Below are 14,328 nucleotides of genomic sequence, written 5' to 3'. Positions count from 1 at the left end.
AAAGGGAGGGGCTAGGGGTGGGTAGGGTCCTGGCGATACCGCCTGGGTGAGCCTTGCCGGCTTCGTAGTGCGTACATCCACCCACCCCCGACCCCTCCCTTTCAGGGAGGGGAGAAGAAGGCACGGACCCGAAACCATCGCGTGGCGTTCTCCCATGCGATGAACACGCCCCAATTGCTCTCCGTCGGCGTGCTCGCCGGCATGATGCTGCTCTTCATCTGGGGAAAATTCCGCTACGACATGGTTGCGGTGATCGCGCTGCTCGCGGCGCTGGCGCTGGGCATCGTCAGCCCGAAACAGGCATTTACCGGCTTTTCCGACGACATCGTGATCATCGTGGCGAGCGCGCTGGTGCTGTCGGGCGCGGTGCAGCGCTCCGGGGTGATCGAGCGGGCGATGCTGGTGCTGCAGAAGCGGGTCACCCATGTCCGTTCGCAACTGCTGCTGCTCAGCGCCTCGGTTGGCTTCGCCTCGGCACTGGTCAAGAATATCGGCGCGCTGGCGATGATGATCCCGGTGGCGCTGCAGATGAGCAAGAAGGCCGGGGTGTCGCCGGCGGCCTATCTGATGCCGATGAGCTTCGCTTCGCTGCTCGGCGGGCTGATCACGCTGATCGGCACCTCGCCCAACATCATCGTCAGCCGGGTGCGCGAGGAGATGACCGGCCAGCCCTTCGGCATGTTCGACTATGCCCCGGTGGGGTTGGGGCTGACCGTGGTCGGGCTGGTGTTCCTGCGCTTCGGCTACCGGCTGCTGCCGCGCGACCGCCGGGCGGCGCCGACCCTGGGCGAGGCGATCGACATCCAGGACTATGTGACCGAGGCGGAGATCCCCGCCGGATCGCCGGCGGTGGACGAGACCGTGGCGGCGTTCCGCGAGCGGCACGACGGCGAGGTGATGGTCACCGCGATCCTGCGCGCGGGCATCCGCTCGACGCCGTTTCCGGACGCGGTGCTCAAGCCCGAGGACGTGCTGATCCTCGCCGGATCGCCCGACAGCCTGGAGCGGGTGATCGCCAGCGACCGGTTGGAACTGGAAGGGGCGCATCGCGAGGCACCCGACGGGGCGAGCAGCGAAGTCGGGGTGATCGAGGCGGTTATCGGTACCGAGAGCCCGCTGATCGGGCGGACCGCCGGACGGCTGGGGCTGCACGAGCGCTTCGGGGTGAACCTGATCGCGGTGTCGCGCCGCGGTGACCGGCTGGCGCGGCGGCTGGGCGACGTGATGCTCGAGCCGGGCGATGTGATCGTGCTGCAGGGGCCGCTCGACCTGCTGTTCGAGCGGCTGGGCGAGCTGGGCTGCCTGCCGCTGGCACAGCGCACCCTGCGGCTGGGCAGCGCGCGCAAGGGGCTGCTGCCGATCGCGATCCTGGGCGCGGCGATGCTGGCGACGGCTTTGGGCTATGTGCCGGTGGCGGTGGCGTTCTTCGCGGCGGCGGGGCTGACGATCCTGAGCGGCGCGCTGCCGGTGCGCGAGGCCTATGACCATATCGAGTGGCCGATCCTGGTGATGCTCGGCGCGCTGATCCCGGTATCGGATTCGCTGCGGACAACCGGCGCCAGCCAGATCATCGGCGACTGGCTGGGGCAGTTCGCCGCGACGCTGCCGCCCTGGGGCGCGGTGGCGCTGATCCTGGCGGCGGCGATGGCGGTGACGCCGTTCCTCAACAATGCGGCGACCGTGCTGGTGATGGCGCCGATCGCCGCGACCTTCGCCAGCGAGCTCGGCTACCGGCCCGAAGCGTTCCTGATGGCGACGGCGGTGGGCGCGGGCTGCGATTTCCTCACCCCGATCGGCCACCAGTGCAACACGCTGGTGATGGGTCCGGGCGGATACCGGTTCGGCGATTATGCGCGGCTGGGGGCGCCGCTCTCGGTGATCGTGCTGGTGGTCGGCACGCCGCTGATCCTATGGGTGTGGCCGGTACATTAAAGGAGTCGCGTGATGGAACGGATGGCACGGATCGAACGGACCGGCGGGCCCGAGGTCATCCAGTGGGTGGATGTCGAACTGGCGCCCCCCGCGCCGGGCGAAGTGCGGATGCGCAACACCGCGGTGGGGCTGAACTTCATCGACACCTATTTCCGCTCGGGCCTCTACCCGGTGCCGCTGCCGAGCGGGCTGGGCGGCGAGGCGGCGGGCGTGATCGAGGCGGTGGGCGAGGGCGTGACCGATTTCTCCGTCGGGGATCGCGTGGCGACCTTCGGGCCCGGGCTCGGCGCCTATTCGACGGCGCGCAACCTGCCGGCGGCGAACCTGTTCGCGCTGCCCGACGACATCAGCGACGAGACCGCGGCGGCGGCTTTGCTCAAGGGCGGCACGGTGGAGTTCCTGGTCGAGCGCTGCGCCCGGGTGGAGCCGGGCTGGCATGTGCTGGTCCATGCCGCGGCCGGCGGCGTCGGCCAGATCGCGGTGCGCTGGCTTAAGGCGATCGGCGCGACCGTGCTGGCGACGGTGGGTTCGCAGGAGAAGGTGGCGCTGGCCGAGGCGGCGGGCGCGGACCATGTGCTGGTCTCGCGCGGCGACGGCGTGGCCGAATGGGTGCGCGGTATCACCGGCGGCGCGGGCGTGGAAGTGGTGCTCGACGGCGTCGGCAAGGCGACCTGGGAAGGCTCGCTCGCCAGCGTGCGGCGGCGCGGGCTGGTGGTGAGCTTCGGCAATGCCAGCGGCCCGGTGGAGGGTGTGGCGCTGGGATCGCTGGCGCGCGCCGGATCACTCTATGTCACCCGGCCGACGATGTTCGATTATTATGTGACGCCCGAGGAGCGGGCGCTGGGCAGCGCGCGGCTGTTCCAGATGCTGCGGAGCGGCGCGGTGCGCGCGGACATCGGCCAGCGGTTCGCGCTGGAGGATGCCGCAGATGCCCACCGCGCGCTGGAAGCGGGCAAGACGACCGGATCGACGGTGCTGGTGCCGTAGTGCTTCCCTCCCCGGGCGGGGAGGGAAGGCGGTCAGATGCTGTTCGGATCGACGCGCTGCTTGATCGGACGGCGCTCGACGATCTCGGTGGTGGTGCGGGTTTCGCTCTGGCCGCCCCGGGTGATCGTCTGGGTGACGACCCTCGCGCGGCGGCGGACGTCGCCGGCGGTGTCGATTGTCACCTTGATCGTGCCCGAGACCTGGTCGGCGGCACGCGCCTTGCGGGCGGCCTCCAGGGTCAGCTTCTGGCCGTTGAGCTCGGCCAGGGCGACATCGCCCTTGGCCAGATCGTCGCGGAGGCGCGCGGGATCGATCGCCAGCTCGGCGGTGAAGCCCTTGCCGTCGGGCTTCGCCTTGAGCGGCACCGGGCGCTGGGCCTGGGCATCGGCATAGGGCGCGCCGTCGGCGAGCCTGATCTGGCCGATCGCGAAGGCCTCGACGGTGCGCAGCGCGGCCTCGGGGTCGCACTCGATGCGGAAGCTGTTCCAGCCGGCGACCCAGCGGCCACAGGCGGCGCGCGTCAGGTTCGCGCCCTTGAGCCAGCTGTCGATGCGCGTTTCCAGCTCGGCGCGGTTGCGGAGCTGGAGCGGGCCGGACTGCGGCTGGAAGACGCGCAGCGGGAAGGTCCAGTCGGCGGAGCGGCTGCCCGGCGGCAGGCTGTATTCGAGCTCGACCCCGGCGGGCGTGACCGAGACCACGCGCTCGACCAGCGCATCGCTGTTGCGCGAGCTGCTCATCGCGCCGGCGCTGCGCTGCTGGGTCTCGGTGGTGCGGACGAGCTGGAACTGGTCGCCCGCCTGCTGCGCCATCGCCAGCGACGGCGCGAGCAGGGCGGCGAGGAACAGGGCGGTCCGCATCAGGCGAGCGCGCCCACCACGGCCTTCACTTCCAGGAACTCGGCCAGGCCGAACTTGCCGTGCTCGCGGCCATTGCCCGACTGCTTGTAGCCGCCGAAGGGCAGGTTGGGATCGGGCTGGCCACCATTCACATAGACCATGCCGGCGCGCAGCCGCGGAGCGACGCGCCGGACCGCCTCGCCGCTGCCGAACACCACCGCGGACAGGCCGTAATCGGTGTCGTTGGCGATGCGGACGGCGTCTTCCTCATCCGCATAGGGGATGATCGTGACGACGGGTCCGAAGATCTCCTCGCGGGCGATCGTCATCTCGTTGGTGACGCCGGAGAACAGGGTCGGGCGGACGAAATAGCCGGTCTCGACGCCGTCGGGGCGGCCGGGGCCGCCGGCCTCGAGCTTCGCGCCTTCCTCCATGCCCTTGGCGATCAGGCCCTGGACCTTCTCCCACTGGGTCTTGTTGACCAGCGGGCCGATATGGCGGCCTTCCTCGGCCGGATCGCCGGTGTGGGTGGCCTTCATCACTTCGGTCGCGACGGCGGCGACCTGGTCCTGCAGCCCGGCAGGGACGAGCAGGCGGGTGGGCGCGATGCAGCTCTGGCCCGAATTGAGCAGCACGCTGAACAGGGTGGTCTGGACCGCGCGGCCCATGTCGGCGCCCTCGAGCATCAGCGAGGGCGACTTGCCGCCCAGCTCCTGATGGACGCGCTTCACGGTCTCGGCGGCATTCTTGGCGACCAGCACGCCGGCGCGGGTGGAGCCGGTGAAGCTCACCATGTCGACGCCCTTGTGGCGGCTGAGCGCGGTGCCGACGCCGGGGCCGTCGCCGTTCACGAGGTTGAACACGCCCGCGGGCACGCCGGCGGCGGCAAGCACTTCGGCGAAGATCATCGCGCAGCCGGGCGCCTCTTCCGAGGGCTTGAGCACCATACAACAGCCGGCGGCGAGCGCGGGGGCGACCTTGGAGACGATCTGGTTGAGCGGCCAGTTCCACGGGGTGATCATCGCCACGACGCCAATGGGTTCATGGACCACCAGCGAGTTGCCGATCTGCTCCTCGAACTGGAATTCCCTGAGCGCATTGGCGGCGGACATGAAATGGCCGAGGCCCGAGCCGACCTGCGCGGTCCTGGCCAGGCTGATCGGAGCGCCCATCTCGAGGCTGATCGCCTCGGCCATGTCGCCGGCGCGCTTCTTGTACTCGACCAGGATCGCCTCGATCAGCGCGATGCGTTCCTCGACGCTGGTGCGCGAGAAGCTCTCGAACGCCGTGCGCGCGGCGGCGACCGCCTTGTCGACATCGGCTTCGGAGCCGAGCGTGATCTCGGTGACCGCTTCCTCGGTCGCCGGGTTGATGACTTCGTGGCGGGTACCGCCGACGCTATCGACCCATTCGCCACCGATGAACTGCTTCAGATAGCTGCGCATCACTCTCGCCTCTCCGATTCGAACTTGTGGTATGGAGATGGCGGGGCGGGAGGCCGGTTGCAAGCCGCAACCGGCCCGGCGCCTGTTCAATCCATGCGGCGGAGCCAGATATAGGCGCGGCCGTCATTGTCCGAGAGCGACATGACCATCTTGTCGCCGTTCGGGCGGTAGTTCATCACCAGCTTGGAATCGACGAGATGCACCTGCTTCTCGTTGATCTCATAGTCTTCGGTCTCGTCGGGGGACTCGAATCCGCTCGCCTTGCGATAGGTGAGCAGCTCCATTTTCTTGGTGAATTCCATCCGGTCGCCGCGATGGATGTCCTCGAAGCCGGTCGCGCCGGTGACTTCCCAGCGGCCGACCACGGCAAGGTGGCGCATCGCCTTGGGCAGCTCGCCGCCATAGCCGGAATAGAAGGCGGCCTGGGCGCGCATATTGCCGACCAGCTTGGTCTCGTCGTCCATGCCGGGCAGCGATGCCGCCTCGATGCGGCCGGCCAGCCCGTCGAGCAGGGCGAAGGCGGCCTTGGGGTTCTCCTCCTTGTGATAGGCGACCGAGGCGTCACGCACCGCAAGGAACTCGTCGACCAGCAGGTGTGCCGACTGGAGCGCCACGCTGGCCTTGCTTGCCGGCGCCAGGGCGGCGGCACGGTCGGTGCCGGGCGCGCCGGTCTTGGCGTCCTTCCAGCTCACCGACACATCGAGCACCGGCGTGCCGGCCGCGAGCTGGGCGACGGGAAGATCCCGGCGGTCCGATGCCTTGGCCAGCGTGGCGAAGATGCCGCCGCCATTGGTGCTGAGGAATACGGTGGGCACGCGGACGGTGATCGTGCCCTCGGCGGTTTCCTCCATCACATCGGCGGGGACGCCGAACACGCCCGAGATCCGGTAGCCGGCGGCTGGTTTGAGCGTGAGCGCCAGATCGTGCGCGACTTCGCTGCCCATCGTATCGAGCTGCTTGTCGAACACGCTGGCGACTTCGGCGGCGTCCGCGATGAAGAACAGGTTGCCGCCGCGGGTGCTCGACACCCTGGTGGCAAGCGCGGCATCGAACTGCACGCCGACGCCGATCGTGGTGAGGCCGATGCCCTTGTGCGAGGCTGCCTCGGCCATGCCCATGAAGCTTTCGGCGTCGGAGGCGCCGACATTGGGCTGCTCGTCGGTGAACAGCATCACGCGGGTGTTGCCCTTGAAGCCGGGCGCGTCGGCGATGGCGGTATCATAGCCGAGACGCAGGCCCGATTCCATGTTGGTCGCGCCGTCGATGTCGATCGCGCGGATCGCGGCTGCGATGCGATCGCGGTTGCCGGCGAAATCGAGCGGCTTCAGGTGCACATGCGCATCGTTTCCATAGAGGATGATCGACATCCGGTCGCCGGCCCGCATCTGGCCGAGGATCTTGAGCAGGCTCTGGCGGACCAGTTCGATCGGCTCGTTGCTCATCGAGCCGGACTGGTCGACCACCGCCACCAGATTGAGCGGTTCGCGCTTCCACTGGCTGGCATCGAGGTTGGATGCGAAGCCGACGCCGACGAACAGCTTGTCGTCCGCGCGCAGCGGCAGGGCGGCAGGCATCGATTCGGCGACGATGCAGAAGAGCTGGCGGCAGGCGGCGCTGCTGGGAAGGGTGAGGTCGTGCTCGCCCATCAGCCCCTCGACCGTGAGCCCTCCGGGAAGCGGCAGGCCGGCAGAGGCGGCGGCTGCACGGAAATGCTTGATGTCCTGCGCGCCGCCCTGGCGCACGCGCATCGAGCCGGTGACGATCAGCACCTCGGCATCCTGGCTCTGGTCCTGCTGATCGTCCTGCGGCGGCGGGGTGCCGGTCTGGGCGAAGGCCGGGGAAAGCGGCAGCGCAAGCGCGGCGAGGGCGATGCCCGACACGAGGGACAGAGACTTCATGGCAGTCCTCCCATTTTATTGCGGGAGCAGAATAACCTATCCGGGCTGGATCATGAAGATGCTGCCACCGATATCGACCAGATAGAGATTGCCGGCCGAATCCTCGCCAAAGGAGGACAGGCTGTTGATCGTTCCGGCATCCGGGGTGAAGTCGAGATTGCGGCGTTCGTAATTGGTGCTGGCGAAGAGCTGGCCCTGGACGAGCGAGGTGGCCGGCACGGTCCAGATATTGCCGCTGACGAAATCGCCGAAGACATAGCTGCCCTGGAGCGACGTAACCGGCCCGCGATAGACATAGCCGCCGATGATCGACGCGCCCTGCTTGGGACCGGAGCCGTGCGTATATTGGGTGACCGGCGCGGTGAGCCCGGCGGGCGCGGTGCCGCTGAACGGGTTGGTGCCTTCCAGGAACTTCCAGCCGAAATTGAGCCCGGGCTGGTTGGGACGTGCGACGTTGACTTCCTCGATCGCGCCTTCGCCGACATCGCCGATATAGAGCCGGCCATCGGGACCGAAGCTGTTGCGGAACGGGTTGCGCAGGCCGATCGCGAAGACCCAGGGATCACCGCCGCCCGCGATATAGGGATTGCCCGGCGCCGGCATGTAATAGCTGGGCGCGGCCCCCGCATAGGGATCGGGATTGGGCGCGATGCGCAGGATCTTGCCGAGCCGTGAATTGGGGTTCTGGGCGTTGTTCGACGGATCGCCACCGCCGCCGCCATCGCCGATCCCGACATAAAGATTGCCGTCCGGCCCGAAGCCGAGCCAGCCGCCATTGTGATTGTTGTTGGTTGGATGCGGGATGCTGACGATGTCGATCTGCGGCCAGGACGTGCCGTTGCGGGCGATCCGCGAGATCACGATCGTGCCGTCGGTGACCGTGCGGTGGATGAAGAAGGGGCCGTCGGTGGCGGTGCCGGCCTGGGGCTGGACGCCCTGGCTGAGCTGGGGCTGCACCGCCAGGCCGAGCAGGCCGCGCTCGCCATCGGTGGACAGGCCGGTGATCGTGGTGAGCAGCGTCTTGGCGCCGGTGGCCGGATCGAGCAGCCAGATGCCGCCGCCCTTCTCCGTCACGATCACACGGCTGTCATTGGGAATCGCGGAGACCATGACCGGCTGGGTGAAACCGGTGCCGACCCGCTTCACCGCAATGCCTTCGCGGCTGTTGGTGACGGTGACGGCCAGGTCCCGCGTCGACGAAAGCGTTCCGTCGCTGGCGCGGAGCTGGACCTGGTAGACATTGTCGGCATCCGCATCGGCCGGTGCTTCGAAATTGGGGGCGGCGACGAAGCTCAACGCGCCGGCCGCGGTGATCGCGAAGCGCGCGGCATCCGCGCCGCCCGCAATCGTGAAGGTGATCGGATTGCCCTCGGCATCGGTCGCGGCCGCCTGATAGGCGGCGGTGGTGTTCTCCACCACGCTCGCGGTCGCGCCCGAGGTGAAGCTGGGAGCGGTATTGGTCGGAGTCGGCGTGGGCGTTGGCGCAGGACTACCGCCGCCACCTCCGCTGCTGCACGCGGTGACGAGAAGCAGGGCGGAGATGGTCGATAAGCTACGCATGGCCATCACCTTAGAAGCTATTGTTAAACTGGTGAGACGCGATTTCGCTCCGTGCCGCGGAAACGCGACCGTTTCGGGGTGATCGGACAATGTAAGATTTCGTTGCGCCGCAACATGGCTGTCATGATCCCGGGCCATCGGCCCTGATCAGGGGGCAGGGGAACGCTCCCGCAACAACAGGGAGCACATCATGTCCATCCGCTACGCGCTGCTCGCGCTTGCAAGCCCGATTGCCCTGCTCGCCGCCACCGACGCGGCCGCGCAGGAAGCCGCGCAGCCGGAAGCGGCCACGCAGAGCGAGGGCGGCGAGATCGTCGTCACCGCGCAGCTGGTCGAGCAGAAGCCGATGGACGTGCCGTTCGCGCTGACCGCGCTGCAGGGCCAGTTCCTCGACGACCTGGGCATCACCGAGTTCGACCGGCTTGGCCAGTTCATCCCGGGCTTCGACGTGCAGAATCAGTCGCCCAACAACCCCGGCTTCGTGATGCGCGGCATCACCTCGGACTCGGGCGCGGCCTATAACGAGCCGCGCGTCTCGGTCTTCCAGGACGGCGTTTCGATCTCCAAGTCGCGCGGCTCCTATGTCGAGCTGTTCGACATGGAGCGCGTCGAAGTCGCCAAGGGGCCGCAATCGACCCTTTATGGCCGCGGCGCGCTGATCGGCGCGGTCAACCTGGTCCAGGCCAAGGCCGACCCGAAGAACGCCTATGGCTATGTCTATGGGCAATACTCGAACTTCAACGGCTATCGCATCGACCAGACGGTGAACCTGCCGCTGAGCGACGATCTCGCCATCCGCGTCGCCAGCCGGATCAAGGAGCGCGACGGCTTTGTCACCAACCTGCTGGGCGGCGACGATTTCAACGGCATCAAGTCCGAGGCGGTGCGCGGATCGCTGCGCTGGGCGCCCGGCGCGCTCACCTTCGACCTGATCGGCAACTACCAGCACGACAAGGCGACCGGCACCTCGTTCAAGTCGATCGCCTACAATCCCACCAACCCGACCACCGGCGCGGTGATCGGCGATCGCGGGCGCAACAGCGGCGCGGCGCTGGCCAGCCCGTCGAGCTTCGAGCGCGGGCGGCCGCTGGGTCTCGACCGCGACGTGTGGGGCGTGACCGGCATCGCCAATTACGACTTCTCGCCCAACCTCTCGCTCAACGCGATCGGATCGTACCGCGAGTTCGCCGGCATCGAGATCTTCGACGCCGACGGCATCTCGCTGCCGGCGCTGACCGCGGCCGAGGACGCGCAGGGCGACCAGACCATGGGCACGCTGCGCCTGACCTGGAAGAACGACCGGATGACGGCGTTCTTCGGCGGCACCTATTTCCGCGAGAACGGCTTCCAGCGCGCGCCGTCGCAGTTCGACGAGCGCGTCGCCCTGGCCCGCCTGACCAACACGCTGAACGGCGGCGGCGCGATCCCGGGCCGTGCGGCGAGCGACCCGGCGCCGCTGGCGCTGTTCTCGAACACCGCCTTTACCGGCCAGCTGCTCCAGGGTGTGGCGGGTGCGTACGGCTTGGCGCTGCCCACCGCCCAGGCCCAGGCGATCGCGGCGAATCTCAAGTCGGCGCATCAGGAAACCACGACGAACTACGGACGCACCGAGAGCTGGGACCTGTTCGGCGATGTCAGTTTCAACGTCACCGAGCGGCTGGAACTGGGTGCCGGCCTGCGCTGGAGCCATGACGCGAAGACCACCGGCTTCTCCTCGGCGGTGAGCAACGGCCGCTCGATCCTGGGCGGGTTCATCGGCGCGCTCGGCCAGCCGGCGGCGACCCGCACCGCGCTGCTCGGCGCGCTGGCGGCGCCCGGCGCGGCGAACATCCCGACCTCGGCGCTCTATCCGGTGCCGCTGTTCGGGTTGGGGGCACAGCCGACCGGCACCAACGGCCAGCTCTACAGCGCCGATCACAATGACAGCGGCTTCACCTGGCGCGCGGTCGCCAAGTACGAGCTTTCGCCCGAAGCGAACATCTACGCCAATTATGCGCGGGGCCGCCGTCCCGAGATCCTGGCCGTCGGCGCGCCTTCGGCCCCGGGCGGCGCGGCACGCTTCAACGTGCTGCCGTCCGAGACGGTGGACAGCTATGAGGCCGGCGTGAAGACCGCGCTCGCCAACCGCACGCTCTTCATCGACGGCTCGGTGTTCTATTATCGCTACTCGAACTTCCAGACGACCGAGCAGCAGGGCACGACCTTCGTCACGATCAATGCCGGCCGCGCCGAAAGCTATGGCTTCGAAGGGCAGGTCAGCTGGCGCCCGGCCGACTGGGTCAACCTGTTCGGCAGCTATGCCTATAACCACAGCCGCTTCAGCGCCGGCGCGCGCGAGGGCAACCGCTTCCGCCTGTCGCCCGATCACAGCGCCGCGGTGGCGGTGCAGTTCAAGGTGCCGGCCGGCCCGGTGAAGATCGACTTCACCCCGAGCCTGACCTGGCAGTCCAAGGTGTTCTTCGACGACGACAACGACCTGCCGGCGCTGCAGGTGAACAACCTGGTACCCGACCTGGTGCAGGACGAGGTCCAGGGCAGCTATGCGCTGGTCGATGCGCGGCTCGGCTTCGAGACCGACAATGGCCGCTGGCGGATCGAGGGCTTCGTCACCAACGCCTTCAACCAGAAGTACATCAAGGACGCCGGCAACACCGGCGACGCGCTGGGCATGCCGACCTTCATCGCCGGCGAACCGCGCATCTATGGCATCGCCGCGAGCCTGAAGCTGGGCACGCGCTAACGGGTAAAAGGGGGAGCGCCCGGTATTCCGACAGGGAGCCGGGCGCTTATTTCTTCGGGGCCGGCTTTGGCTTGGTGGCAGTCCTGGGCTTTGCCGCGGCCTTGGGCCGGGGCGCTGCCCTGGCCGGCGGGGCGGCGCTGGCCAGCGTTTCCGGCGCGGGCTCGGGCTGCGTCACGGTGGCGGTCCGCGATATTGCCAGTGCTTCCTCCGCCACCGCGTTGGCGATCGCGGCATGGGCATCCATCAGGTCGTCGCTCATAGCCTGTCTCCTGCTGCCTGGGGCCGGCCTAGGCCGGGGCGAAGTGCTCGAGCGTGATCGCGCCCGTGGCATCGAGCTGCAGCCCGACTTCGCCGGGCTGGTCCGGCTCGCGCGCCGCGAAATGCGCCGTGCCGCCATCCTGGGCAAGGCGGGCGCGATCGAGCGAGGCACGGGTCAGGAACGCCTTGGCCTGATCGAGATGCGCATCGACCAGTGCCTGGCCCGCTGTGCCGGTCTCGCCGCGATAGCCGCCATGGACGACAAGCTGCCAGACGCCGCGCGACAGGCGGGGGAAGCCGATCCGGCGGCCGGTGCGGATCCATCCGGCGACCGCCCCGGCAACGGCTTCCGGCGCGACGAAGCCAGCGACCGCCGGGCAGTCGAGCGCATCGAACAGCATCGGCGCCACCGCGGCGAGCGCGGCGCGGGCATCGTCGGCGCCCAGCGGGGAGCTGCCGGCGGTGAGCGCGAGGAACGCGCCCAGATAGTCGACGAACTCGACCGGGCCATAGGCCCAGTCGATGGCGAAGCGGGCCGCGGCCTTCTGCGCCGCGGCGGCCGGTGCGCCATCGGCGGCGAGCTGGGCCTTGAGGTCGAGCAGCGCGATCCGCTCGCCCAGCGACAGCGCCTGGAACAGCGGGGCGCCCGCCACGCCGAGCGACTTGAGCAGCGTATCGACCGCTGCGAGATCGGCGGCGGTGTACAGCGCCTCGCCCGCCAGCAGCGTCTGCGCCGCGGCGGTGGTGGCCGCGTCCTCGCTGCCTGCCTCCACCGCCATCAGCAGCCGCAGGTCGGCGGCGGACAGCGCGATCAGCCGCGCCGCGCCGGCCAGCAGCCCGAGCTTTGGAAGCAGCACCAGCGGCATGCCGTGCAGCCCCTGCTGGGCGGCGACGACGAGCGCCATCTCGTCCTCGAACGCATAGACGCGCGGCGCCTGGATCGCATGGGCGAGCCATTCATTGCCGCCATCGATGCAGCTCAGCACGAGCAAAGCGGGCTGCGACAGCCCCGCCGGCTGGAAGACCGGCTTGGATGCGACGATCAGTGTCATCCCGGTTTCTCCTCAGGCGCTGGGAAAACCCTTGAGCGCGGTGGCGGCGGCTTCGCAGATCGTCGCATAGCTCCGCACCGCAGTGTCGAGCGTGGCCTGCGCCGCGGCGAGCGTTTCCCGCGCGCCGGCATCGCCCTCGAGCATCTGCGCCATCGCCACGCCGATCGCGGTGGTGGAGACGGTGGAGACGTTGCGCAGCATGTCGGTCGCGTCCTGCACCGCGATCGCGGCGGAGGCGGCGACCGACTGATAGGCACGCCCGGCACCGCTCGCCAGCAGCACCTGCGGCCCGAGCGTGGCATTCTGGGTCTGGTGGATCGCGTCGAGGATGGCGGGATCGATCGTGGATGCCTGGGGTTCGGCTTCGGTTTCGTCAGCGGCCATCGTTCAGCCCTCCTTGCTGGCGCGCGGGGCGGCGGATGGGGCAGGAGGGGACGGGGGTACGGGTGCCGGCGCGACGACCCTGCGCGCGGCGAGGATGCGCGTGCAGGCCGCGGTGGCGGCCGCCGCACCCGATATCGCCGATTGCTGGTGGCGATGGACCGCGCCGTGGAGCAGCGTGCCCAGCGCGTGCGCGGCGGCGAGGTCGACCATCGCCTGCGCGCCGGCCGGCGCGTGGCCGACGACGAGCGTGCTGGTGGCGGCGACGGAATCGACCACCTGGGCGTTCAACGTTGAGCTCATGATCGTGCTCCTGGGCGCAGTGCCCGGCTCAGGCCGACAGGATGTCGTGCGTCGCGATGCCGCTGGTCGTCGTGTCCAGCGAATAGAGCGTTGCCACGCCCATCGTCGTCGCGGCCTGCGCCGTCACATAGTTCTGCTGCTGAGCGTTGGTGGCGTTGTGCGCGGCATTGGCCAGCGCCTGCGCCGTCGCCTGGTAGAGATTGCCGAGCGCGATGGCCGGCGCATCGCCGAGCACCTTGACGTTGGCCTGGGTAACGCTGTCGGTGATCTGGTCGTTGACCGAAGTGGGGAATGCCATCTTCCTGTTCCTTTCTGCGTTCAGGCCGCCGGGCGAAGGGCGTGGAGGAGATCCGTCAGTTCGACGCCTTCGGCGGTGTCGAGCGAATAGAGCGTGGTCACGCTCATCGTCGTAGCCGCCTGGGCGGTGACCCAGCTCTGCTGCTGGGCGGTGGTGGCGTTGTGCGCGGCGTTGGACAGCGCCTGCGAGGTGGCGACGAACAGATTGCCCATCGCGATCGCCGGGGCGTCGCCCAGCACCTTGGTGTTCGCCTGGGTGACGCTGTCGGTGATCTGGCTGTTGATTGCCGTGGGAAATGCCATGGGAGCTTCCTTCCTGGGCTGGTCTGGGGCGGGGTAAGCGGGCGATCAGGCGGGGCGGGCAGCGAGGGAAAGGCGCGCATGCATGTCGATGGAATCGACGATCTGACTGTCGAACCGGTTCTTCTCGGTCACCGCGATCCTCCCCTCTGGCGGCAGATGACGGATCCGTGGATCCGCAAGGCAGCAGCCAAATATCTGCAACTTTCAAATGGGTTCTCGTCGTTCGAAAGACTCGAAGCGTCATTCATCAAGTTGCGGTGCCGAAACTATTCCACGGAAGTGGATTTGCAAGCTGGATTATATAATTGACGCACCGTTCATCTATTTGATGAAAAT

The 14,328-nt window shown here is 68.5% G+C and carries 14 protein-coding genes; 4 read left to right on the top strand and 10 right to left on the bottom strand.

Annotated features, from left to right (window positions below):
• The first annotated feature begins 159 nt into the window (after window positions 1–159).
• On the top strand, window positions 160–1,932 hold the full coding sequence (locus tag AAHM44_RS05410) for an SLC13 family permease (protein ID WP_269572619.1): 1,773 nt from the start codon (window positions 160–162) through the stop codon (window positions 1,930–1,932).
• A 12-nt stretch (window positions 1,933–1,944) separates the two neighbouring features.
• Window positions 1,945–2,919: a quinone oxidoreductase family protein gene (locus tag AAHM44_RS05405; RefSeq protein WP_269572618.1), complete on the top strand. Its 975-nt coding sequence runs from the start codon at window positions 1,945–1,947 to the stop codon at window positions 2,917–2,919.
• Window positions 2,920–2,951: 32 nt separating this feature from the next.
• Here AAHM44_RS05405 and AAHM44_RS05400 read toward each other — a convergent pair whose 3' ends face one another.
• The 4 genes from AAHM44_RS05400 to AAHM44_RS05385 all read right to left on the bottom strand — a co-directional run bounded on the left by AAHM44_RS05400 (window position 2,952) and on the right by AAHM44_RS05385 (window position 8,658).
• Window positions 2,952–3,776 carry a hypothetical protein gene (locus AAHM44_RS05400; RefSeq protein ID WP_342249295.1) on the bottom strand — a complete coding sequence of 275 codons (825 nt, stop codon included), beginning with the start codon at window positions 3,774–3,776 and terminating at the stop codon, window positions 2,952–2,954.
• Window positions 3,776–5,200, bottom strand: coding sequence for an aldehyde dehydrogenase family protein (locus AAHM44_RS05395; protein ID WP_269572616.1), 1,425 nt, complete (start codon window positions 5,198–5,200; stop codon window positions 3,776–3,778). Before AAHM44_RS05395 ends, AAHM44_RS05400 begins: the two co-directional genes overlap by 1 nt.
• Window positions 5,201–5,286: 86 nt before the next feature.
• Entirely contained in the window at window positions 5,287–7,098 is a 1,812-nt protein-coding gene (locus AAHM44_RS05390; protein WP_342249294.1) for a vWA domain-containing protein, read from the bottom strand.
• Between the two features lie 36 nt (window positions 7,099–7,134).
• Window positions 7,135–8,658, bottom strand: a complete 1,524-nt coding sequence (locus tag AAHM44_RS05385) for a PQQ-dependent sugar dehydrogenase (protein ID WP_342249293.1) — start codon at window positions 8,656–8,658, stop codon at window positions 7,135–7,137.
• Between the two features lie 190 nt (window positions 8,659–8,848).
• On the opposite strand from AAHM44_RS05385, the gene AAHM44_RS05380 reads away from it, so the two are divergent.
• Window positions 8,849–11,398, top strand: a complete 2,550-nt coding sequence (locus AAHM44_RS05380; RefSeq protein ID WP_342249292.1) for a TonB-dependent receptor — start codon at window positions 8,849–8,851, stop codon at window positions 11,396–11,398.
• A gap of 46 nt (window positions 11,399–11,444) precedes the next feature.
• Here AAHM44_RS05380 and AAHM44_RS05375 read toward each other — a convergent pair whose 3' ends face one another.
• The 6 genes from AAHM44_RS05375 to AAHM44_RS05350 are packed head-to-tail and all read right to left on the bottom strand — an operon-like array spanning window position 11,445 to window position 13,992.
• Window positions 11,445–11,657 carry a hypothetical protein gene (locus AAHM44_RS05375; RefSeq protein WP_342249291.1) on the bottom strand — a complete coding sequence of 71 codons (213 nt, stop codon included), beginning with the start codon at window positions 11,655–11,657 and terminating at the stop codon, window positions 11,445–11,447.
• 28 nt (window positions 11,658–11,685) lie between these two features.
• The gene (locus AAHM44_RS05370) at window positions 11,686–12,708 is read right to left on the bottom strand and encodes a hypothetical protein (protein WP_342249290.1); all 1,023 of its coding nucleotides are present in this window, start codon (window positions 12,706–12,708) and stop codon (window positions 11,686–11,688) included.
• Window positions 12,709–12,720: 12 nt separating this feature from the next.
• Window positions 12,721–13,092 carry a hypothetical protein gene (locus AAHM44_RS05365; RefSeq protein WP_269572610.1) on the bottom strand — a complete coding sequence of 124 codons (372 nt, stop codon included), beginning with the start codon at window positions 13,090–13,092 and terminating at the stop codon, window positions 12,721–12,723.
• Window positions 13,093–13,095: 3 nt separating this feature from the next.
• Window positions 13,096–13,392 (bottom strand): RebB family R body protein, encoded by a 297-nt coding sequence (locus tag AAHM44_RS05360; protein WP_269572609.1) that lies wholly within the window; start codon window positions 13,390–13,392, stop codon window positions 13,096–13,098.
• Between the two features lie 28 nt (window positions 13,393–13,420).
• Complete coding sequence (locus tag AAHM44_RS05355) at window positions 13,421–13,690, bottom strand: RebB family R body protein (protein ID WP_184168906.1); 270 nt, start codon at window positions 13,688–13,690, stop codon at window positions 13,421–13,423.
• A gap of 20 nt (window positions 13,691–13,710) precedes the next feature.
• The gene (locus AAHM44_RS05350) at window positions 13,711–13,992 is read right to left on the bottom strand and encodes a RebB family R body protein (protein WP_184168905.1); all 282 of its coding nucleotides are present in this window, start codon (window positions 13,990–13,992) and stop codon (window positions 13,711–13,713) included.
• 78 nt (window positions 13,993–14,070) lie between these two features.
• On the opposite strand from AAHM44_RS05350, the gene AAHM44_RS05345 reads away from it, so the two are divergent.
• Window positions 14,071–14,301, top strand: a complete 231-nt coding sequence (locus tag AAHM44_RS05345) for a hypothetical protein (RefSeq protein WP_269572608.1) — start codon at window positions 14,071–14,073, stop codon at window positions 14,299–14,301.
• The last annotated feature ends 27 nt before the right edge of the window (window positions 14,302–14,328 follow it).

It is taken from the genome of Sphingomonas sp. OTU376, from assembly GCF_038440415.1.
Lineage (GTDB): Bacteria > Pseudomonadota > Alphaproteobacteria > Sphingomonadales > Sphingomonadaceae > Sphingomonas > Sphingomonas kyeonggiensis_A.
Note: the sequence above shows the minus strand (reverse complement) of the source record. Positions and strands in the feature narration are given on the sequence as shown.